Source organism: Blautia sp. LMAG:89 (assembly GCF_008679485.1).
Lineage (GTDB): Bacteria > Bacillota > Clostridia > Lachnospirales > Lachnospiraceae > Blautia_A > Blautia_A fusiformis.
In genome coordinates, this window is the sequence record NZ_NANC01000007.1 from 123,099 (window position 1) to 144,196 (window position 21,098).

At 43.6% G+C, this 21,098-nt stretch carries 18 protein-coding genes, 2 pseudogenes and 1 riboswitch; of the genes and pseudogenes, 3 read left to right on the forward strand and 17 right to left on the reverse strand.

Going from position 1 to position 21,098, the window contains the following annotated elements; genetic code table 11:
• Nucleotides 1–118: 118 nt before the first annotated feature.
• Nucleotides 119–1,510: pseudogene (locus CCC70_RS10335) on the reverse strand (ATP-binding response regulator); the annotation flags it as partial.
• Between the two features lie 68 nt (nt 1,511–1,578).
• Here CCC70_RS10335 and CCC70_RS10340 point away from each other — a divergent pair.
• A complete protein-coding gene (locus tag CCC70_RS10340) occupies nt 1,579–2,262 on the forward strand; it encodes a helix-turn-helix domain-containing protein (protein WP_118369385.1) in 684 nt (227 codons plus the stop codon).
• Between the two features lie 5 nt (nt 2,263–2,267).
• Nucleotides 2,268–3,161, forward strand: a complete 894-nt coding sequence (locus CCC70_RS10345; RefSeq protein ID WP_270392067.1) for an IS3 family transposase — start codon at nt 2,268–2,270, stop codon at nt 3,159–3,161.
• Nucleotides 3,162–3,231: 70 nt separating this feature from the next.
• Here CCC70_RS10345 and CCC70_RS10350 read toward each other — a convergent pair.
• The 10 genes and pseudogenes from CCC70_RS10350 to CCC70_RS10395 form a co-directional block, all read right to left on the reverse strand.
• Nucleotides 3,232–4,035 (reverse strand): annotated as a pseudogene (locus CCC70_RS10350) (hybrid sensor histidine kinase/response regulator); the annotation flags it as partial.
• Nucleotides 4,019–4,834, reverse strand: coding sequence for a substrate-binding periplasmic protein (locus CCC70_RS10355; RefSeq protein WP_270391178.1), 816 nt, complete (start codon nt 4,832–4,834; stop codon nt 4,019–4,021). The pseudogene CCC70_RS10350 and the gene CCC70_RS10355, both read right to left, overlap by 17 nt.
• Nucleotides 4,835–4,945: 111 nt before the next feature.
• A riboswitch (cyclic di-GMP riboswitch) is annotated at nt 4,946–5,021 on the reverse strand.
• A gap of 200 nt (nt 5,022–5,221) precedes the next feature.
• Nucleotides 5,222–5,596 (reverse strand): RidA family protein, encoded by a 375-nt coding sequence (locus tag CCC70_RS10360; protein ID WP_302467733.1) that lies wholly within the window; start codon nt 5,594–5,596, stop codon nt 5,222–5,224.
• Between the two features lie 94 nt (nt 5,597–5,690).
• Entirely contained in the window at nt 5,691–7,157 is a 1,467-nt protein-coding gene (locus CCC70_RS10365) for a serine hydrolase (protein WP_270391179.1), read from the reverse strand.
• Nucleotides 7,158–7,280: 123 nt separating this feature from the next.
• Entirely contained in the window at nt 7,281–9,647 is a 2,367-nt protein-coding gene (locus tag CCC70_RS10370) for an ATP-dependent DNA helicase (RefSeq protein ID WP_278603820.1), read from the reverse strand.
• A 178-nt stretch (nt 9,648–9,825) separates the two neighbouring features.
• Entirely contained in the window at nt 9,826–10,047 is a 222-nt protein-coding gene (locus tag CCC70_RS10375) for an HPr family phosphocarrier protein (RefSeq protein WP_015525837.1), read from the reverse strand.
• 386 nt (nt 10,048–10,433) lie between these two features.
• Nucleotides 10,434–11,753, reverse strand: a complete 1,320-nt coding sequence (locus tag CCC70_RS10380) for an aspartate kinase (protein ID WP_015525836.1) — start codon at nt 11,751–11,753, stop codon at nt 10,434–10,436.
• Nucleotides 11,754–11,935: 182 nt separating this feature from the next.
• Nucleotides 11,936–12,217 (reverse strand): DUF2325 domain-containing protein, encoded by a 282-nt coding sequence (locus CCC70_RS10385; protein ID WP_015525835.1) that lies wholly within the window; start codon nt 12,215–12,217, stop codon nt 11,936–11,938.
• Nucleotides 12,218–12,360: 143 nt separating this feature from the next.
• Nucleotides 12,361–13,050, reverse strand: coding sequence for a tRNA (N6-threonylcarbamoyladenosine(37)-N6)-methyltransferase TrmO (tsaA, locus tag CCC70_RS10390; protein ID WP_278603819.1), 690 nt, complete (start codon nt 13,048–13,050; stop codon nt 12,361–12,363).
• A gap of 87 nt (nt 13,051–13,137) precedes the next feature.
• Complete coding sequence (locus CCC70_RS10395) at nt 13,138–14,004, reverse strand: GGDEF domain-containing protein (RefSeq protein WP_278603818.1); 867 nt, start codon at nt 14,002–14,004, stop codon at nt 13,138–13,140.
• Nucleotides 14,005–14,139: 135 nt separating this feature from the next.
• Here CCC70_RS10395 and CCC70_RS10400 point away from each other — a divergent pair, with 135 nt between their 5' ends.
• A complete protein-coding gene (locus CCC70_RS10400) occupies nt 14,140–14,394 on the forward strand; it encodes a hypothetical protein (protein WP_118513605.1) in 255 nt (84 codons plus the stop codon).
• Nucleotides 14,395–14,469: 75 nt separating this feature from the next.
• On the opposite strand, the gene CCC70_RS10405 is transcribed toward CCC70_RS10400, so the two are convergent.
• The 6 genes from CCC70_RS10405 to pabB all read right to left on the reverse strand — a co-directional run bounded on the left by CCC70_RS10405 (nt 14,470) and on the right by pabB (nt 21,097).
• A complete protein-coding gene (locus tag CCC70_RS10405; RefSeq protein WP_044961183.1) occupies nt 14,470–15,213 on the reverse strand; it encodes a DeoR/GlpR family DNA-binding transcription regulator in 744 nt (247 codons plus the stop codon).
• A 71-nt stretch (nt 15,214–15,284) separates the two neighbouring features.
• Nucleotides 15,285–15,542: an HPr family phosphocarrier protein gene (locus CCC70_RS10410; protein ID WP_015525831.1), complete on the reverse strand. Its 258-nt coding sequence runs from the start codon at nt 15,540–15,542 to the stop codon at nt 15,285–15,287.
• Between the two features lie 38 nt (nt 15,543–15,580).
• Nucleotides 15,581–17,494 carry a PTS fructose transporter subunit IIABC gene (locus CCC70_RS10415; protein ID WP_287084798.1) on the reverse strand — a complete coding sequence of 638 codons (1,914 nt, stop codon included), beginning with the start codon at nt 17,492–17,494 and terminating at the stop codon, nt 15,581–15,583.
• 20 nt (nt 17,495–17,514) lie between these two features.
• The gene (gene pfkB, locus CCC70_RS10420) at nt 17,515–18,426 is read right to left on the reverse strand and encodes a 1-phosphofructokinase (protein WP_287084799.1); all 912 of its coding nucleotides are present in this window, start codon (nt 18,424–18,426) and stop codon (nt 17,515–17,517) included.
• Between the two features lie 368 nt (nt 18,427–18,794).
• A complete protein-coding gene (locus tag CCC70_RS10425) occupies nt 18,795–19,589 on the reverse strand; it encodes an aminotransferase class IV (RefSeq protein ID WP_287084800.1) in 795 nt (264 codons plus the stop codon).
• Between the two features lie 86 nt (nt 19,590–19,675).
• Nucleotides 19,676–21,097: an aminodeoxychorismate synthase component I gene (pabB, locus tag CCC70_RS10430; protein ID WP_287084802.1), complete on the reverse strand. Its 1,422-nt coding sequence runs from the start codon at nt 21,095–21,097 to the stop codon at nt 19,676–19,678.
• Between the last annotated feature and the right edge of the window lies 1 nt (nt 21,098).

Genomic DNA, 21,098 nt, shown 5'->3' on the forward strand with positions numbered 1-21,098 from the left:
TTCAGACCAGCACTGGTGTGGTGGCCTTATTTTGATACCCAATTTTCAACCTGTATAAAATTTTCAATGTTCTTTCAATTTAGCCTTGACTTTTTATTTGCAGGCTATATTTCACTGCTTATTTGTCACTGCCATATCCATTATATTTCACCAATTTATGAATTACTTTTATCAGTAACCCCACATCAACAGGCTTAGCAATATGTTCATCCATCCCTGCTTCTTTTGCTCTTATTCTGTCCTCCGTGAACGCATTTGCTGTCATTGCAATGATCGGTATTTCTTTTGCATCCTCTCTGTCCAGAGACCGGATCATCTTTGTAGCTTCATAACCATTCATGACCGGCATCATAATATCCATAAGAATGACATCAAATCCACCAGGTCCACTTTTTCTGAACAGCTCAACCGCTTCCTGACCATTCCATGCTTTTGTCACGTCAGACCCTTCATTCTGAAGCAAAAATTCAGCGATTTCCATATTCAGTTCATTATCTTCTGCCAGAAGAATATGCAGTCCCTTTATAGATTTTTCTGATATATCCTTCTGTTCTTCACGTTTATCCGCATCCAGATCTATCTTAAATGGAACCCGGATCACAAATGTAGTCCCTACACCGTATTCACTTTCGAGGGTAATGGTTCCACCCATTTTCTCGACCAGATTCTTTGCGATCGCCATTCCCAGGCCTGTTCCTGGAAATTTTGTACGGCTTCCTGTATGTTCCTGTGCAAATGGTTCAAAAATATGTTTCTGGAACTCCTCAGTCATTCCGATTCCTGCATCCCGGCAGATAAATTCCATTGTCGTCATTCCTGGCTGTTCGGATGGGATTTCCATGCAGCTAAGATAAATATGTCCGTTTTCTCTGTTATATTTCACTGCATTGGACAGGATATTCATCATCACACGTTTCACATACCCCGGACTTCCAATAAGATTCCGGTGTATGATTTCTTTTTTCTCCCACATGATCCGGATATTCTGTTCTGCTGCCATCTGCTCGATCACAACAAATACTTCCCTGGAAATACTTCTCAGATTAAATGGGATCTCCTCCAGAACGATCTCACCGGACTCCAGCTTACTCATATCCAGAACATCATTTACCAGTTCCAGCAACAGATTGGATGCCTCTTTAATCTTTGTCCTGTATTCCGTCTGTTTCTCCATATCATCTGCATAATGGTCTGCCATATCGACCAAGCCGCAGATTCCATTGATCGGAGTCCGGATATCATGGCTCATCCGCTGGAGAAACTCTGTTTTTGCCTCATTGGCAGCCTCTGCCTTTTTTGCAGCTATCAGAAGTTCTGCCTTATATTTTTCGTCTTTTTTCTGTTCCTGTTTCCGGTGTGTCAGATTGGTTCTATATGCCCAGAACCAGAATATACTGAATATCAGAAGATAAAGAAAAATAACACCTGCTACATTTAATGGAAGATTATGAAACACTTCCGTATCCGGAAGATACGCATAAATATAATAATCCCGCTGTTTCAGCATGATGATATGCTCCCTTCTAAGTAGACAAGAGAAATAATAAAATCTTGTTTATTTAGAAGGGAGCTTTCTTTATGGCATTCAAACATAAATTTACTTATGAAGAAAAAGTCAAAATAGTTTCTGAATACATTGATGGAACATATGGGTTCAGAGAAATATGTAAACGTTATGATATTAATCAAGGTTCTTTAAAAGATTGGAAACGACTTTATGAAACCTTTGGATGGAGCGGTTTGAAAACCGCTTCTAAAACTACTCGTTATTCAAAAGAAACTAAAGAGGCAGCTGTTAGAGATTACTTGTCTCATGAGTTTACATTCCCAGAAATATTAAAAAAGTATCAGATTCGTTCTGGAACTCAACTCAAAAAGTGGATAAAGAAGTATAATGGTTGTGAAGTATTAAAATCTTCTGGAACAGGGGGAAACAATATCATGACCACAGGCAGAAAAACCACATTTGATGAAAGGATCGAAATCGTACAGTATTGTATTGCACATGATCATAATTATGCCGAAACAGCCGAAGAATATCAGGTATCCTATCAGCAGGCACGTAACTATACTATTAAATATGAATCAAAAGGTGTAGAAGCTCTAAAGGATAATCGTGGAAAAAGAAAATCTCTAGATTCAATGAGTGAGTTAGAAAAACTCCGTGCTGAAGTTAAAATCTTACGTGCTGAAAAAGAACGTGCTGAAATGGAGGTTGCATTCTTAAAAAAATTAGAGGAGATCGAAAGGAGGCGGGGCTAAACCGAATAAGAAACGAACATACTTATCTGGCAATCAAAGAGCTTCATGAAGAAACGAAATTTTCTATCTGCTCATTATGTAAGATTGGGCATGTTTCCAGAGCAGCCTATTATAAATGGTTAAACCATAAAGAAAGTGATAATGACAAATTGAATCAGAAGTTGGCAGAAAGATTGGAAGAATTGCATAAGCAGCATCCGGACATGGGATATCGCCGATTAAACGACAAATTATATCATGATGATAAAATCGACGTAAACGACAAACGTATCTTACGAATCTGTCGCAAAAAGCAGATAAAATCCACTTTGAAACATCGTTATGATGGTTGTACCAGACCTTCCAGAAATCCAGGCTTCATCGCAGAGAATGTTTTAAACAGAGATTTTCATGCAGATAATCCAAACGAAAAATGGGTAACCGATGTTACAGAGTTCAAATACGGCACATCCTTCGACGATATTCATAAACTATATCTTAGTGTTATTTTAGATTTGTGTGACCGACGACCTGTAGCATATGTTTTAGGTGATTCGAACAATAATCAACTCGTATTCGATACTTTTGATCAGGCAGTAACCTTGAATCCAGATGCTAAGCCGATTTTTCATAGTGACAGGGGTTACCAATATACATCCAGGGCATTTCATCATAAACTGGAACAAGCTGGAATGACTCAAAGTATGTCACGTGTTGCTCATTGTACAGACAATGGTCCAATGGAAGGGTTCTGGGGAATTTTAAAACGAGAAATGTATTATAAGAAGAAATTTCATAGTAGAGAAGAATTAGTCTCCGCGATTGTTGAATATATAGATTATTACAGAAACGACAGACCTCAACGAGGTCTCGGTATTCTAACTCCAATGGAATACCATGACATGCTTATGGCAGCATAAAAATGCTACCCAGCATGATCTGGGTAGCAAAAAACCTATATTTTTTTAATTGTCTACTTGACGGGGCGCACACCATGATTCCGTAGCATCTGGTTCCTTCATTCTTCAAATGATAAATGTGCTGACTGTCTGTATGCTTTTTCATTGCCTGAACAACTTCGTTGTCGGCTGTATTCTGCCCTAACAGCCTCTCATCATTACTGGCAACAACGATCCCATCGTCTGCAACAATGATCGTTCCATCTTTCTGGACACTATAACCATTTAAAAGCTCTTGTATCGTCAGGGTATAATTTCTGGTAAATTCAGGAGACGTGTAATAATAGATTGCAACGACACCTGGCACATCTTTTCTGGCACAGGCTGCAATGTCAACATAGGATCCATCTTTCCTGGCAAACCGTTCTGAATAAGATCTTTCTTCATATCCGGCAAAATCCATGATAATTTCTTTTTGCAGATACTCCGTGATCTCATTAGCCAGAGACTCATCCATACTGTATTCATAGTCCATCTTTCCTTCTTTATCCAGCACTATGATGCCATCCACCCAGAGAGTCTGCAGGTTTTCTTTCAGAAAATCCTGGCTTAGCTGACCGCCGTTTTCTGTTTCCATGCTAATATTTGTACTCATCTGTCTGGCACTTTCAATGGCACGTAAAAGACTTTTGGATTCCGAAGATTCATTATAATGGGTGTAGGTTGAGCACTGCACTTTCACATAGTTTACGATCTCCACCAGTCTTTTCTCTGCTTCCGCTTTTTCTGCGTAAAAGAAATAAAACAGAGAGACTACAGCCACACAGATTCCGAGCAGACCTCCCAGCAGCTGGATTCGTTTTCCTTTTGTCTTTCTCTTAATATCCAAGATCATCCACCTCCAGATACTTCTGGGGATCATCCAGATATTTTTCAATAATTTTCAGGGATGTGCCATCCTGACGCATCTCCGCCAGTGTCTGATCCATCTGCTCACAGATTCCCCTGTCATCATCTTTTGCAAAAGCGACACCTATTCCGGTGATCATAAGAGGCTCTTCCAGGATACGGAAGCTTGTATCATAATCCTTCATATACTGAACGATAGATTCCTCGTGTGCTGCAACTGCATCTACATATCCTTTCCCAAGAAACGTATAGATCAGTTCCCGATGTCCAAGACTGATCAGATTTCCCAATTTGGGGATTCTTTCATCTGTCCGGTTCAGAAAGATGCTTTCCGGTTTGGTTGTGGACTGAACAGCCAGATTCTTTCCCTCCAGATCACTCAGTTTATAGATATCACTGTTCTCATTTACAGCGACCACCTGACGGCTTGCTATGTATGGTCCTGCCCATCGGTAATCGTCAAGGCGCCCTTCCATGGAAAAACATCCCATGATACAATCAATCTCTCCACTCTCTACCAGTTCTTTTTTCTTCTCCCAGTTGATCTGGACAACCTTCACCTGATATCCCATTCTTTCGAAAGCTTCTGTAGCCAGTTCTACATCTATACCCGTCGGTACACCATCCTCATTCAGATAATTGTATGGTGGATAATTATCGCTGCCAAGGGTAATAACAGGCTTTTCTGGTTCTTCTTTCGTGTTATCTGTGTTTTTACACCCTGACAGGGTGACTGCTAAAATGCCCGCAAGCAGAATGCCTGCAATCACTCTTGTTCCTTTCATTTTCCGTCTATCCCTTACTATCCTTTTCATTTTTTGTGTACACTAGTCAAGCGGATATTCGGTTAAATAACACCATAAAAAAGCACCGTCTCACAGACAGTGCACCTCATTTCATGCAACTGGCTGCCATTTTACAGGCCCTATAGCTTTGCGTCCCAGACTTTCATCTGGTTTGCCGATCATCCTTATTAAGCTTTTATACGTATCCTAAAAAACTGGTTTTATTATACTACAGCGCTCTACTTTACACAAGAAAAAACATTACCGTTTTAACGCCTGAAAACACAAAAAAAGAGATTGCTCCAAAACAGAGAAAAATACTTTATCCCCACAAAAAGAAATCCCCGCTGTCTGACTGAAATCAGACAACAGGGATTTTTTATCAGATCATCCGATCGCTGCGATCACTTCTACCTCGCAGAGAACGTTCTTTGGCAGTGTCTTGACTGCAACACAGGAACGTGCAGGTTTATTTACGAAATATTTGGCATATACTTCATTAAATGCCGCAAAATCGTTCATATCTGCAAGGAAGCATACTGTCTTGATCGCATTCTCATAGCTGGAACCGGCAGTTTCCAGAACTGCTCCGAGATTCTTCATAACACGGTCAGCCTGCTCCTCGATGGTTGTGCCAACTACCTCTCCAGTTGCCGGATCCACCGGGATCTGACCGGATGTGTAAAGTGTATCTCCATGGATGATAGCCTGGGAGTATGGTCCGATTGCTGCAGGTGCTTTGTCTGTATGTACTGTCTTCATAATAGAATTCCCCTTTCATGAACATTTCGGATACTTCTCTGGCGGAAATATCCATCAGGATCTTGCTCAGCTGTTTTTTATTCTAACTCACAGATCACCCCTGGTCAAGGTCCATATTCAGATAATTATAAACAATACCGGAAATATCCCGGATATGCGAAACTGCGTCCCCAGGTTTACAGTCTTCTGACATCACACAGAGGATATATGTAGTCTTTTTTCCATATACAATGGCGATATCATGCTGGTCCGTATCCGTTTCTCCAGTCTTATTTGCAATTTCCACGGACGCAGATATCCCGCTGGGGATCTTAGTAGTAACCTGCTGATTCAGAAGCAGATTACGCATAGCCTCCGAAGCTTCTTTCGATACACATTCTCCTTTATAGATCCGGAAAAGAAGCTCTGCGCAGTCTTTTACGGAAGTGGTGTTCCTGCCACCGAGGCCGACGTCCTTTGAAGAGGACGGGCTTAAGATGTGCTGTACGGAAGTATCTGCAAATTTCTGTTCCGCAAGAAATCCATTTACAGCCTGTGCTCCGTCCTTAAAAACACCCGATGCTGTCTGCAGACGTACCAGCTCATTAAAAGATTCATTGTCACTGACTGTGATCATATTCCAGAGAAGGTCATTGACCTTTGTGGATACGGACGGATCTGTAACATTTTTTTTCATTTTTGCCGCTTCATTCTGAAGGACTGCATCCATGTTGGCATAGGTCTGGGCCATGACAAACACTTTGATCAGACTGGCTGAGTACAGTGACTGACTGTTCTGTTCAAACTCCTGATCACTGGTCAGATCCTTTACATAAACGCTCCATGTACCCTCATAGGTTCCAAGAAGATCCGCAAGCCGTTTCTCAAGGCCATCCATTCCCAGATCTTTCGTCTCGACTTTTCCAGATTTATCCACGGAAAATCCCTCCGGAGTTTCTCCCTCTTCCTGGAGCAGAACGCCGTTTTCTCCGCCAAAATAATAATATCCGTCAAACATCTGTCCTGCAGCATTCATTTCCAGATAATGGATACCTGGATCTGTGACCATTTTTCCATATTCATCAAAATAATACAGCCCGTTGTATGTTGTTTTGTCCACCACCAGCTCATCCATATAACGTACCTGTGGAGAGGCGCTGAGTTTTCCCAGATTGTTTACCATATAACAGCCGTCAAAAGAAACTTCCTCACCGCTGCCGTCTTTTGCCGGAGCCTTCAGATCGGTGATCTGGACCATATGCGAGTTTCCCGCTGTAAATTTACCGCTTTCGTCGTGATAATAATATCCATCAAAAACCGTTCCGTCGATCTCAAAATGATCAAAATAATACACTGCCGGAGTATTTTCTTTGGTTCCATCTTCATTCAGGCAGTAAAAGCCATTGCTTTTCAGAATATATTTCCCGTTTTCACCGGGAATTGGAAGTATCTGGGACTCCTCCGTAACAGAACCAAGGCTTCCCTGTGCCGTCTGCTGCACTGTTGTCGCAAAAACCGGCTGTGCGAGCATCACTGTGCTCAGACAAAATGCCAATGCTTTATATATTTTTTTTCGTCTCATATACTTCTTTCACTTTTCTTATGATCCTATTTTACAGTTTCTTGTCCTGATCCGGCATCCACACATTCCTCCAGTGATTTTCCAGATAAAGACTCTATAAGTATATCGGATTTCTCCGTTCTGTCAAGTAAACCTCTTCCAGAACGTCTCCACTGCACCTTCTACCGTATCCAGCCTGCAGCCTGTACGGTCCTGCCATTCCCTGGGAAAGATTTCCTGGTAATCCCGATCCCAGAAGCGGTCATCCAGAAGCAATATCACGCCTTTATCCTCTTTTGTGCGGATCACGCGCCCGGCGGCCTGAAGCACCTTGTTCATACCCGGATAGCGATATGCATAATCAAAACCACAGTGATTCTTTTTATCGTAATACTCTTTCAGGATCTCACGCTGACTGCCGATCTGGGGAAGTCCGGTTCCTACGATCACTGCCCCGATCAGACTTTCCCCTGTCAGATCAACACCCTCAGAAAAAATCCCTCCAAGGACACAGAACCCTACCAGGGTACCTTCCCGTTCCTGAAATTCCTCCAAAAATCCTTCCCGTTCCTGTTCTGTCATATCCGGCGTCTGACACACGCAGCGCACCCAGTCTACGGAAAATTCTTCCTCATAAACCTGCAGTACGTCTTCCATAAGACGATACGACGGAAAAAACACCATATAATTTCCCTGCCTCTGCCAGACACATCTGGCAATATATCCGGCGATCTTCCGGTATTCTGCACGATTTCTCCGGGTATACCGGCTGCTTACGTCGCTGCCGATAAGAATCCTGCGGTTTTCTTTTGGGAAAGGAGACTGCACATAAATCCCATAGGCATCACGGTCTGTTGTCAAAAGCTCCCGGTAATAGAGCATGGGAAACATTGTAGCTGAAAAGAAAATTGCACTTTTTCCTTTTTTCAGGTATTCTCCCAGATTTTCTGCCGGGTTCACACAGAACAGCCTCAGACGAAATCCTTCTTCTACGCTGTTTTCGGTATATACTACATAATTTTCATCTACCAGCTCTGAAACATTTAAAAAATCACGCACTATAAAATAAAATTCCAGTATTTCCCTGCGTAGTTCTTCTTCCAGTTCTTTTTCCTCCAGTATTTCTTCCAGTTCACCTGATATCGTAAGAAATGTGATCGGCAGTACTCCGGGATTGGGTAGCACCTGATACCCTTTTCCTGTTTCCGCAAGATTCTCTTCCAGTTCCATCATCTGGCGATTTGCTTTATCCAGTGCTCTGGCCAGTTTTGAAAACCGCTTTCTTATCTTCTTTCGAAGTGCTACCAGACTCTGACGGGAAATACCGGCACTGTACATCTCTCTGCCACGTTCTACCAGATTATGTGCCTCATCGATCAGAAAAATATGATCCCCGGAAATATTTTCCCCGAAAAAACGTTTCAGATGAACATTGGGATCAAACACGTAATTATAATCACAGATGATCCCGTCTACCCAGATTGAAAGATCCAGACACATTTCAAAAGGGCACACCTGCCATTTTTCTGCATGAGCACGGATCACTTCTCTGGAATATACCTCTTCAGTGGTCCAGAGCTCATAAACCGCATCATTTACCCGGTCAAAATGCCCCTTTGCATAAGGACATTTCTCCGGTGTACATTCCGGAGTATCCTGAAAACACAGTTTTTCCTTTGCCGTGATCGCCGTTACCTTGAATTTCAGACCTTTTTCCCGCAGGATGTGAAATGCCTCCTGCGCCACAGTTCCTGTGATGGTTTTTGCGGTAAGATAAAAAAGTGTTTCACCTTTTCCCTCACCGATGGCGCGCACGGACGGAAAAATGGCAGACATGGTTTTTCCCACACCGGTAGGCGCCTGAACAAATAAGGTCTTCCCACTGGAAACCGTATGATACACACCACTAACGATATCCCGCTGCCCTTCTCTGTATGGAAACGGAAACTGCAGATCCTTCATGGATGCATTTCTCTCTTTTTTCCAGTTAAGAGAATATGCGATCCATTTGTGATAGGCATCCAGAAGCTTCTGATACCAGCCTTTAAGCTCCTCTATGGAAAAATCCTCACGAAATCTCCTGGTTTCCTCCGTCTCAAGATGAGCGTAGGTCATCTGAATGTGGATTTCAGAAATCCCTTCTTTTTCTCCCCAGATCATTCCGTAACACATGGCCTGGGCACGGTGGACAGGTATTGGCATGTCCATTGCCTGGACATTTCCGTAAGTCCCCTTGATCTCATCAATATAAACGGCTCCGTCCTCTGTAAAGATCCCATCTGCACGGCCCTCGACCTGAATGACCACATCGTCGTATTCACTTTCTTTTTTCAGAGAAACCTCCGCCTGATAATCGCCCTTCATACTCCGCTGTATCTTGCGGTGAAGCCTTCCGCCTTTTAACATGGCTTCCTTATCTCCGGATGTCCCACTGCTGTTATCCAGATCTCCGCTCCTCAGTATAAATTCCACAAGATTTCTGACAGAAATCCGCACTCTTGGTTTTTCCATATTTTCACTCCCGGCAGCTACCGGAATTCCAGTCCGGCAGCTATTCTTTTTCCATGCTATACCAGGATTATACCATAAAATATGATCCGAAAGCTTCCCATAATAAAAAGGACGCATGTTCTGCTTTTCTTCTCATGAACTGCGCCCTTTTATCACCGTTTTTCTTTATTCATATTTCTCAACCTGCTGCATACTTGGAAAGAACACGATTAAAATCCTCATCTTCTCCGTAACACTTTACTGTCAGAGTCTTTGTCAGATCCAGACTCAAAAGTCCGAGGATCGACTTTGCATCAATGATAATACGGTTATAAAATACATCAATATCAAAATTACATCTGCTGGCTGCACTGACAAACTCCTGTGCACTTTTTTCATCCAGTTTGATCTGTTTCTCCATAGCTGACCGCCTGCCTTTCTGATTTTTTCATATTCCAGTTTTACACAAAAGTTAAGTTTTTGTCAATACTGTTTATTTCATATCAAACTTTTTTCGACACAATGTACAATATCTTTGTCTTTCCTTTGGAAATCCTGTTGAATTTGATTGTATTATTTTTAGATAAATCTTGGATTTTTTCCAAAAAAATCCGCCGCAGAACGGTATGTTACACGTACTGCGGCGGATTTAAATAAATCGGATATTCGGATTTATATCAATCGGATATTCGAAATCCGCTTCGCTACTTTCTCATAAACAAAATCCGTTTCCGGATTTATATCAATCGGATATTCGAAATCCGCTTCGCTACTTTCTCATAAACAAAATCCGTTTCCGGATTTTGTTTATATCCGTGTCAGAACAAAAATATCGTAGATTGCTCTGACTGCTTTTTCGAAATCACGATTCTCTACACCGATGATGATATTCAGTTCACTGGAACCCTGGTCGATCATTTTTACGTTTACATTTGCATGGGCAAGAGCAGAGAAGATCCTTCCTGCAGTGCCTCTCTGGGATTTCATTCCACGACCAACAACTGCGATCAGTGCAAGGTCCGATTCCATCTCCACAAAATCAGGCTGCACCAGACGGTGGATACCTGCGATAACCTGCTGCTCTTTCTCCTCAAATTCGTCCTGATGAACATATACAGTCATGGTATCGATTCCGGATGGTACATGCTCAAAGCTGATCCCCTGATCTTCAAATACCTGAAGTACCTTGCGTCCGAACCCAATCTCACTGTTCATCATGGATTTCTCGATATTAATAGAGCAGAAACCTTTCTTTCCGGCGATACCGGTAATAGTGAATTTCGGCTTCTTACAGGTGCTCTCTACGATCAGAGTACCTTTATCCTCCGGGCTGTTTGTGTTACGGATATTGATCGGAATTCCCTCTTTACGAACCGGGAAAATGGCATCCTCATGAAGAACAGTAGCTCCCATGTAGGAAAGCTCACGAAGCTCTCTGTATGTGATCGCCTCGATAGGCTCCGGATTGTGAACGATACGCGGATCTGTTACAAGAAAACCGGAAACGTCCGTCCAGTTCTCATAAATATCTGCATGGATAGCCTTTGCAACCAGGGAACCTGTCACATCAGAACCACCTCTGGAAAATGTCTTTACTGTGCCATCTGCACATGCGCCGTAAAATCCCGGAATAACCGCATGCTGGGATTTGCTGAGTTTTTTGGAAAGGAGTTTATTGGTCTCCTCCGCTTCCAGATTACCAGCTTTATCAAAACGGATCACAGAAGCTGCATCCACAAAATCATATCCAAGATATGCAGCCATGATCTTACCATTGAGGAACTCTCCTCTGGATGCCGCATACTGGATTCCTGCCTGTGCACGGAAATCCTCATCGATCTTCTTGAACTCCTCCTCAAGAGAAAGGCTCAGTCCGAGTCCCTTAATGATCTCATAATATCGCGCCTTAATCGCATTGATCTTCTCAGTGATATCCTCCCCTTTGGATGCTGCGTCATAACATCCATAAAGCATATCCGTCACTTTGATATCCTCGTCAAATCTCTTTCCCGGAGCTGACGGAACTACATAACGGCGGCTCTCATCACTGCGGATGATATCGCCCACTTTCTGGAACTGCTCCGCATTTGCAAGAGAACTTCCACCGAATTTTACAACTTTTTTCATGATAACACCTCTCACCTGTAATTTCGACTTCCAGCGCCGCCTTTTCACCATTCACTGCAACGCTTTACCACAGAAACCTACGGCTATTTTATTGAATAATTTGTAATTTTGCAAGCCTTTCCGTAACATTTCTGCAAAAAAAGTCAAATTATACAAGAGAAAAGTATCTCCTGACCTGTTTCTTATGCACAGTACTGCTTCAGAATGTTCTCGAGAGCTGCAGCGCTGCTTGTGTGACAGCGGCATACCGGAATGGATTTTTTCTTTGCTTCTTCTACTGCGCAGTTTACCATTTTGTGGGAAACGGTACTGGTGAACAGGATCATCAGATCCGGCACCCCGATCTTTTTCTTCATGGCTCCTTTTTCCTTGGCAAAAACTTTCGCCTTGCATCCGAAGCCTTTGCAGATATCCTCATACTGACATACCATTCTTTCATTACCGCCTACAATTACAACGCTCATAATTCACTCTCCTTTGATCTCTGAACTTTTATATGACTGTTTTAAGGTTATTTTAAACTAACTTTACTTTTAAAATATTGAGTTAGCACTTGCTAACTCATTTATTATAATACCATCTCACAAAAAATTTGTCAAAGGTAATTTTAAATTCTGTCTGATTTTTTATATCCTGTGATCTCACATACTGTAAGTATGCCGTTTTTTACCTGAAAATGAACATCCATTCCTGCAAAAGGCATTCCGTATATCCTCTCCGGATCCTTCTGGTAGGCAGGCCTCGGATCCTCTCTGAGCACGCCTTCCAACGCAGTAAGCTTATCCTCCGGAATCCTTACCTTCCATTCTTCCGGGATCTCTACCTGCAGAAAATGCTGCTCCACCTTCGTCGCAAAGCCGCCCAGCGCTTCCGGATGGCAGTCTGCCACAGGCAGATATGGCTTGATATCATAGATGGGAGTTCCGTCCATCAGGTCCGCACCGGATACGATCAGTACAGGAGCCTCTTTGCTTCCCAGATCGATCTTTTCAAGCTTCACACAGGATAATCCTACAGGATTGGGACGGAAGGGCGATCTGGTGGCAAATACGCCCATCCTTTCATTTCCGCCCAGGCGTGGCGGACGTACTGTAGGGGACCAGTTCTCACGGATCGACTGTGAAAACTCCCACAGCAGCCAGATATGCGAAAAATCTTCCAGTCCTTTTACCGCTTCCCGTACCCGGTATTCCGGTTCAAAAACAATACAGGCTGTCAGTTCTTCCACTCGACCGCTCTGACGCGGGATTCCGAATTTTGTCGGAAAATCACTTCTGATCCTTGCGATTATCTTCATATCCCTATTCTCCCTTTCACTTGCCAGATATACACCTCATGCGCCTGTTACATAATTCTGCTTTCAATGACTGTCATGTCATTTCCGTCAGATCCTCTTGTAGGCAACACAGTTTTTTTGCCGCTTGGCCTGATAGAGAAGTCTGTCCGCTTCCATCACTCCATCTCTGACCTTACAGCTTCCATATACACCTCCCACGCTCATGGAAAGCCGGATTTCTTTGTATTCCGGCACATCTGCCATTGCGATCTCTTCCCGGATATCTTCCAGCTTCTGCTGAAATACCTTTTCCGGGATTTCTTCAAACATCAGAAGAAATTCGTCTCCTCCATAACGCAGTACCACGTCATCTGCCCGCACATGCTCAAAGATCGTTCTGACAATGGTACAAAGCGCCGCATCTCCAGCTACATGGCCATAGCTGTCATTGATCTGTTTAAAATTGTCCACGTCGATCATAGCTATAGCCCCCATCTTATCCAGGGATTTCAGCTGTTCCTCAAAATATCTCCGGTTTCTGGCACCAGTCAGCGGATCTTCATATAATTCCCGGTTGAATCTGCTGATCTTATCGATCAGAGATCCGCTTCCATAAGCTCCCAGAAAGATCTTATCCGTCATTTTAAAGACCATTTCCATAACAAGAGGTGTCCCGTCTATAACCACATATTTGGCGATCACCTGGTAAATGTCATCATTGACGAACTCAAATTTCGTCATTCTGTTTTTGCGGGCAAAAACTTTGGCAGAAATACAGTTCTCACATCTTCTGTTTTTATTCCACACTGCAAAGCATTTATGTTCTGCTTCATAAGAGCAATCATCTGAGCCAATATTTACCGGAGCTGTACGGCTGACATCCACCAGTCTTACAATGTCAAAAACCGTCTTTAGAATTTCTATTTCTTTATTTACTTCCTGGGCAGTCATAAATACGCCCTTATCTTTATTCATAGTATTTTCCTACGTTTCTGAAATATTATATACATCCATGATAACACATCGTACATCAATTCACAATTGTATTTCATCGTCATTTATGCTATTGTATAGTATATAAGAAGTAATATTTTTATCAGGAGGTTTCATATGGCACAGAGACGTACAAAGATAGAAGTACTCAATGAGAAAATTTCCAAAGTAGATTCTAAGATTGCTGCCTACACCGAAAAGATAGCAGCGCTGGAGGATGAAAAAACTGCACTGGCAGCTCAGCTGGATGAGATCCGCAAAGCTGAGCAAAAAGCAAAGGAAGCTACCGAACTGAAACGTCTGCTCAAGCTGATGCACAAAAAAGACATTTCCGTGGAAGATCTGGAATCCATGATCTCCAAGGAAGATTGAGACAGATCCTCAACGAATAAAAAACCGGTTTACGAAGAATTTTTCTTCCAAACCGGTTTTTTATTTGTGATCTTTCTATGATACGATCTGTATATTTCTGCAATCTTTATATTCTTTGGAACAGCTTTCCGTCAGAATTACCGCTCCGTCAAATGAAAAGAATGTCACCGCACTGATCTGTCCGAATTTGGAGCTGTCAGACACCACGTACTTTTCCAGACACTGCTCCATGGCTGTTCGCTTTACCAGTGCCTCATTGGATTCCGGCGTGGTAAAGCCTTCTCTCTGAGTCATCCCGTTGGTCCCGAAAAAGCCCTTGGTAAAATGATAATTCTTCAGCATCTGCATGGCCTGACTTCCGATCACAGCTTCCGTAGATCCCTTCAATTCTCCGCCGATCAGCAATACACGAACTCCCATCTGAGCCAGAGCCCTGGCATGGGAAACACCATTGGTGACAAAAGTCGCCCCGGAGCCTTCCAGATGTTCCAGCATATATCCGGTAGTCGTTCCCGCATCCAGATACACAAAATCTTCCGGACGGATCAGAGCTGCCGCATAGGCTGCGATCTTCTTTTTTTCTTCAATATTCAGCTCAACTTTCTGGGCTACGGTAGGCTCATAGGCATTGACAGTATGTTCCAGCGCCACCGCACCGCCAAAAACCCTGGTCAGCTTCCCCGCCTTGTAAAGCGCCGTGATGTCTCTGCGGACCGTAGATTCCGATGCATCCAGGATATCTTTCAGTTCTGTTACCGTAACACTGTTTTTTTCTCTGAGAAGGCCGAGTATGATCTCGTATCTCTGCTCCGTCAGCATTCCTTTTCCTCCTTCAAAAAAGACATCCCGATCGACCGGACCGGGATGCCTTCTGTTCACTCATTCTGAGATTACAGGTTCTCCTGCATGAATTTGCTTACTGCCTCGTATGCTGCATCCTCATCTGCACCATCGAATGTAAAGGTAACCTCATGTCCCTTCTTTACGCCAAGTCCCATAAGTGCAAGAAGCTTTCTGCACTCTACAGTCTTGCCGTCCTTCTCGATAGTGATCTTGGACTCGAAACCTTTTACAAGCTTCACAAGCTCTCCGGCCGGACGTGCATGGATTCCTTCGTTATCTGTTACTACATACTTGAATTCTTTCATTTCTTTATCCTCCAGTTTTTATTTTAATTTAAAAAAATTTAAGCAACTTTTTTCTTCAGTACCCCGAGAAGTACAGCTGAGATCAGAGTTCCCACAACCAGTGCGACCAGATACATCATTGCATTACCTACAACCGGGAATACGAAGATTCCGCCATGTGGTGCCATCAGTGTACAGTTGAAGAACATGGAGATCGCTCCGGCTGCTGCGGAACCGACGATACAGGACGGAAGTACATGGACCGGGTCAGATGCCGCAAAAGGAATCGCACCTTCTGTGATAAATGCAAGTCCCATAATAAAGTTGGTCGGTCCTGCCTCACGCTCTTCTTTTGTAAATTTGTCTTTAAACAGCAGGGATGCGAGTGCGATGGCACACGGAGGAGTCATACCTCCCACCATAACTGCTGCCATAATGTCATAGTTGCCTGCCGCAATAGCTGCTGTACCAAATACATATGCTGCTTTGTTGAACGGGCCGCCCATATCAATGGCCATCATACCACCGAGAACCAACCCTAAAATTACTTTACTTGAATTTCCCATGCCTGTCAAGGCATTATTTAATCCTGTATTGATACCGCCCATGATCGGCTCTACAACGAAGGTCATACAGAGTCCCATAAGAAGAACACCAACAACCGGATAGATCAGTACAGGCGCTATTTTTTCCAGTGCTTCCGGAAGCTTATCACAAACCTTACGAAGTCCAAGGATCAGATATCCTGCAAGGAAACCTGCAAGAAGTGCTCCGAGGAAACCGGATTTTCCGTTTGCCGCGATCATACCACCCACAAGTCCAACTGCAAGTGCCGGTCTGTCACCGATGGCCATTGCAATAAATCCGGCCAGGATCGGAAGCATGAAACCAAATGCTGTGCCACCAATACTTTTCAGAACAGCCGCTACCGGTGTGATTGTACCAAAGTTTGCTCTCTGGTCTGCAGGAAGGGAACTTAAATCTACACTTAAACCATCGATCAGGAACGCAAGAGCGATCAGGATACCACCGCCTACAACCAACGGAAGCATGTGAGATACCCCGTTCATCAGCTGCATATAGATCTTGTGGCCTGCTCCGCCGCCTGCTTTTGCATTTGAGGAAGAGCTCTGACTACCTGCTGCTGCATGATATACCGGAACATCTCCGGAAATCGCACGTTCAACAAGCTGGTCCGCTTTGCTGATTCCATCTGAAACCTGACATTCGATGACTTTCTTTCCATCGAAACGATCCATGGGAACCTTGGCATCTGCAGCTACAATGATGCAGTCTGCCTCCCGGATCTCCTGATCCGTAAGTACATTTTTTGCTCCACCGGAGCCTCGTGTCTCTATTTTAATGAAACAGTCTTTCGCCTTCGCTGCTTTTTCCAGTCCCTCTGCTGCCATGTAGGTGTGGGCAATACCTGTGGGGCAGGAGGTAACTGCCAGCAGTTTAGCTCTGGCTCCTTCGGAACTTCCTGTATCTGCCAGTCTTTCATCAATATCTTTTTTCTCCTCATCGGCCTTGTCGATGATCTCCATAAATTCATCTACAGAACCTGCGTTGCGTAAGGATTCTGTAAAATTATCATCCATCAGCATTACGGAAAGCTTGCTGAGTACATCCAGATGAATGTTATCTTCTGTATTTGGTGCTGCGATCAGGAAAAGAAGGGTAACCGGCTCATCATCCAGTGCCTCAAATTCCACGCCGTTTTTTACTACCATGGCAGCAAGTCCCGGTTTCTTTACCGCATCACATTTTCCATGAGGAATAGCGATTCCCTCACCGATTCCTGTCGTACTTTCTTCCTCTCTTAAATACACCTGTTTCCGATAAGCTTCCCTGTCGCTGATCTTTTCACTTTTTACCATAAGATCTACGGCCATGTCCAGAGCTTCAGATTTCGTCTTCGGTGCAGCATCCAGTGATATGCTTCGTTTGTCAAGCAGATCTGTGATTCTCATCTTCCCTTCTCCTTTCTTCTTTACCCCTCTGTTACCTGTTCATATACTGCCTGAACTTCTTCCCTTGTGGCAAGATTTTCAGAAAATGCACTTGCGCTTCCTGCGGAAATCCCCATATGGAATGCATATTCGTGATCCTGTTTTTCCATCCAGCCTGCCATAAAGCCTGCTACCATGGAATCTCCGGCTCCTACGCCGTTTACCAGTGTTCCTTTCGGCGCCGGTTTCTCAAACACCTGACCGTTTTCCGCTACCAGGACAGCTCCCTCACCGGCCATTGAGATCAGCACGTTTCTGGCTCCTTTTTCTTGGAGCTTCTTTCCGTAAGGGATCACATCCTGACGGTTCTTAAGCTCTACGCCGAAGATTTCTCCAAGCTCATGGTTATTGGGCTTCACCAGGAACGGATGATACTTCAGGACATTCACAAGAAGATCTCTCGTTGCATCCACAACTATCATCACGCCTTTTCCATCCAGTCTCGCCATGATCTTCTCATACATATCATCCGGCATAGATGAAGGAATACTTCCTGCCAGAAAAAGCACATCTCCCTCTTTCAGTGTGTCAAGCTTCTTCATCAGCTCCTGAACCTTTTCAGCGCTGATCTCCGGTCCCATTCCGTTGATCTCAGTTCCGTCAATGGATTTCAGTTTCAGGTTGATCCTGGAAACACCTTCCGGGATTTTGATAAAATCGGATTTTACTCCCATTTCCTCAAGTTTTCTTACGATTTCATCTCCAACGAATCCTGCCATAAAACCAAGTGCGGTATTCTCAATCCCGAGGTTCATCAGCACTGTGGAAACATTGATTCCTTTTCCGCCCGGAAGCATCAGCTCGGAACTGGTCCGGTTGGTAAGCCCCAGTTTGAAGTTTTCTACGGAAACGATATAGTCCAGAGATGGATTAAAAGTAACGGTACAGATCATTTCTTTCTCCTCCCTATTTGTTAAGCGGGTATTCGCATTTCTGCGGGTTTCTGACCGCTTTTTGTTGTTCCTTATTTGTTGAACTTAGTATACTTCCAAATTCGTTCAAAGTCAACCAAACTACTTCACAAAATTTATGACCGATTTTGGTTGAGTTTGCACAAAAAAAGTGCATCATCCCTAGTATTTCCAGGTTGATGCACCTTTATCCCTGATTGTCTTGGTCATATTCTGTCAAATTCCGTTATCATTCTATGTATCATTTCGAATTCCTGATTATACTTCCGCCATCTTCAGGTACATTTCTCAGAAATCAGCTATCCACATTTTATTTCTCATTCCGGAATGTGATGGTTTCGCAATAACCTTTATCCGACTTGTTTCTTATTCACAGTATCTCTGACCATCTTCTGATATTTTCCCATCAGCTCCTTCGTCACTTTGTCTTCCTCGAACCGGATTCCCTCAATCTGGCGCACCGGCATGATCCCCATCAGGGAATTGGTGACAAAGCATTCCTGATACCATTTAAGATCCTGAACATAGATATAAGTTTCTTCCACTTCTTCCGTGTCACAGAGGTATTCACGGAGGATTCCCGGGAGAAGTCCGCAGCTGACTTTTGGTGTATAGATCACGCCTTTTCGCACAAAGAATACATTGCTTACTGTCCCTTCAGATATCTGTTTCTTTGTATTCAGAAACAACCGTTCATCCATTCCTGCTGCTACTGCATTTCGTTTTTCCAGGATACAGTCCCCGTAATTCATGGTTTTATGGTATACAAGATGCGATGTTTCATTCCGTTTCACCTTGCTGACATCCATGATAAAGCCTTTTTCATAATTCTCCGGCGTATAATGATTGGCACGAAGAGAATACACTGCATTTTCCTTTGTAAGCATAAGCTTCAGCGCACAGTGTTCCAGTCCGTCAAATTCTTTCTGCACCTCCGGGCGTTTTTTTTGTTCTTCCAGATATTCTTCGATCCTCCCGGCTGTGATCCCACGTACTGCCGGATCACCCAGCTTCAGGAAATCTGCCGCCCGTTCCAGTCTTTTCAGATGCTTTTCCAGAAGTATGGGGGTTCCCTTTTCTATTCCTATGGTCTCAAATGCTCCCAGACCAAACTGAAAACATTCGTCTAAGGTTATGTTGTTCATTTCCTTTGACCTCCTTATGAAGTGTCCCTGTCAGATTCTCTGATCTGTCCACAGAGCCTTTCACTTTTACCGTTCTGTATGTTTCTCTACTGCATTGCATCCAGGATCGCTTTCGCCTTCTGCAGAGTCTCCTCATACTCAAATTCCAGATCTGACTCTGCTGTGATCCCGCCGCCAACGCCAAGGTGATATTTTCCGTCTTTATGAAGGGCTGTACGGATCACAATATTGAAATCGCAGCTTCCGTCCAGTGTCAGGTAGCCGATAGAGCCTGTATAAAGATTTCGCTTGCCGTGTTCCAGCTCGTCAATGATCTCCATGGCACGGTATTTCGGCGCACCGGTAATAGAACCGCCGGGGAATGCAGCCTTCAGAAGATCCATAACATTTTTTCCGTCTTCCAGTTTTCCTTCAATATCCGATACCAGATGAAAAACCGTAGCGTATGCTTCCACTGTAAAAAGCTCGGTTACCTTCACGCTTCCCGGTGTACACACCCGGTTCAGATCATTTCGCTCCAGGTCTACGATCATAAGAAGTTCACTCTTATCTTTTCCGGAATCCTGAAGCTCCCGACGGAGCATTTCATCTTCCTCAGATGTTACGCCACGTTTTCTTGTTCCCTTTATAGGACGGGTATTTACATGACGGTCTTTCATCTTCAGAAAACGTTCCGGAGATGCACAGACGATCTGATAATCTCCGAAATCCAGATATCCGCCGAAAGGAGACGGATTATTTTTCCGAAGATCATAAAAAACATCCAGAGGTGGTTTTTCGCTTTCAATGGTCAGCTGCTGCGTCATATTGGCAATATAGATATCGCCCTCTATAATATAGCGGATCATCCGGTCTACTGCCTGTTTGTATTCTTCTTTCTCAAAGTTGGGATGAACCTGGATCCTGAATTTCTCACGGTGAGAATTTTCCGTGACCATCTTGTTTCCGGATTCCTTTTTTTCCCCTGTTTCCGATCCTTTCTGTTTCCCCGCCTCTGTAAATCCCCGGATTGCTTTTTCCATCGCTCCGATTTCTGCTGCAGCGTCTGCACTGATTCCATTTGACACAAGATAGGTTCTTTTTTCCTGACAGTCTTCTATGATAAAACAGTCATAAAACGTCAGAACTGCCTCCGGAACAGTCACAAGATCCTTTTCTCCGGATGGTACTCCCATCTGTTTTCTTCCGTAATCATAGGAAAAATATCCTACTGCACCGGATACGATGGGAAGTCCGCTGTTATTTTTGTCTTCATGGGTATTTAAATATTCCCGCATATAGTCTTCAAAGGTTGTTTCTGTTTCCGGCCTTCCGTTGATAGTAAAGTTCTCTCCGTCCTTTACCAGCTTCAGATACGGACATCTTCCGATCACGGAATAATGTCCCAGCTCATTGACAAGGGAGGAATCCAGAAACGCTGCTCCGGGTTCTCTCTCGTAGATCCGAAAAATGTCCACTGCCGGGATATATGGGGTCAGTTCTTTTATTCTTCGCTGATTTTTGTACATA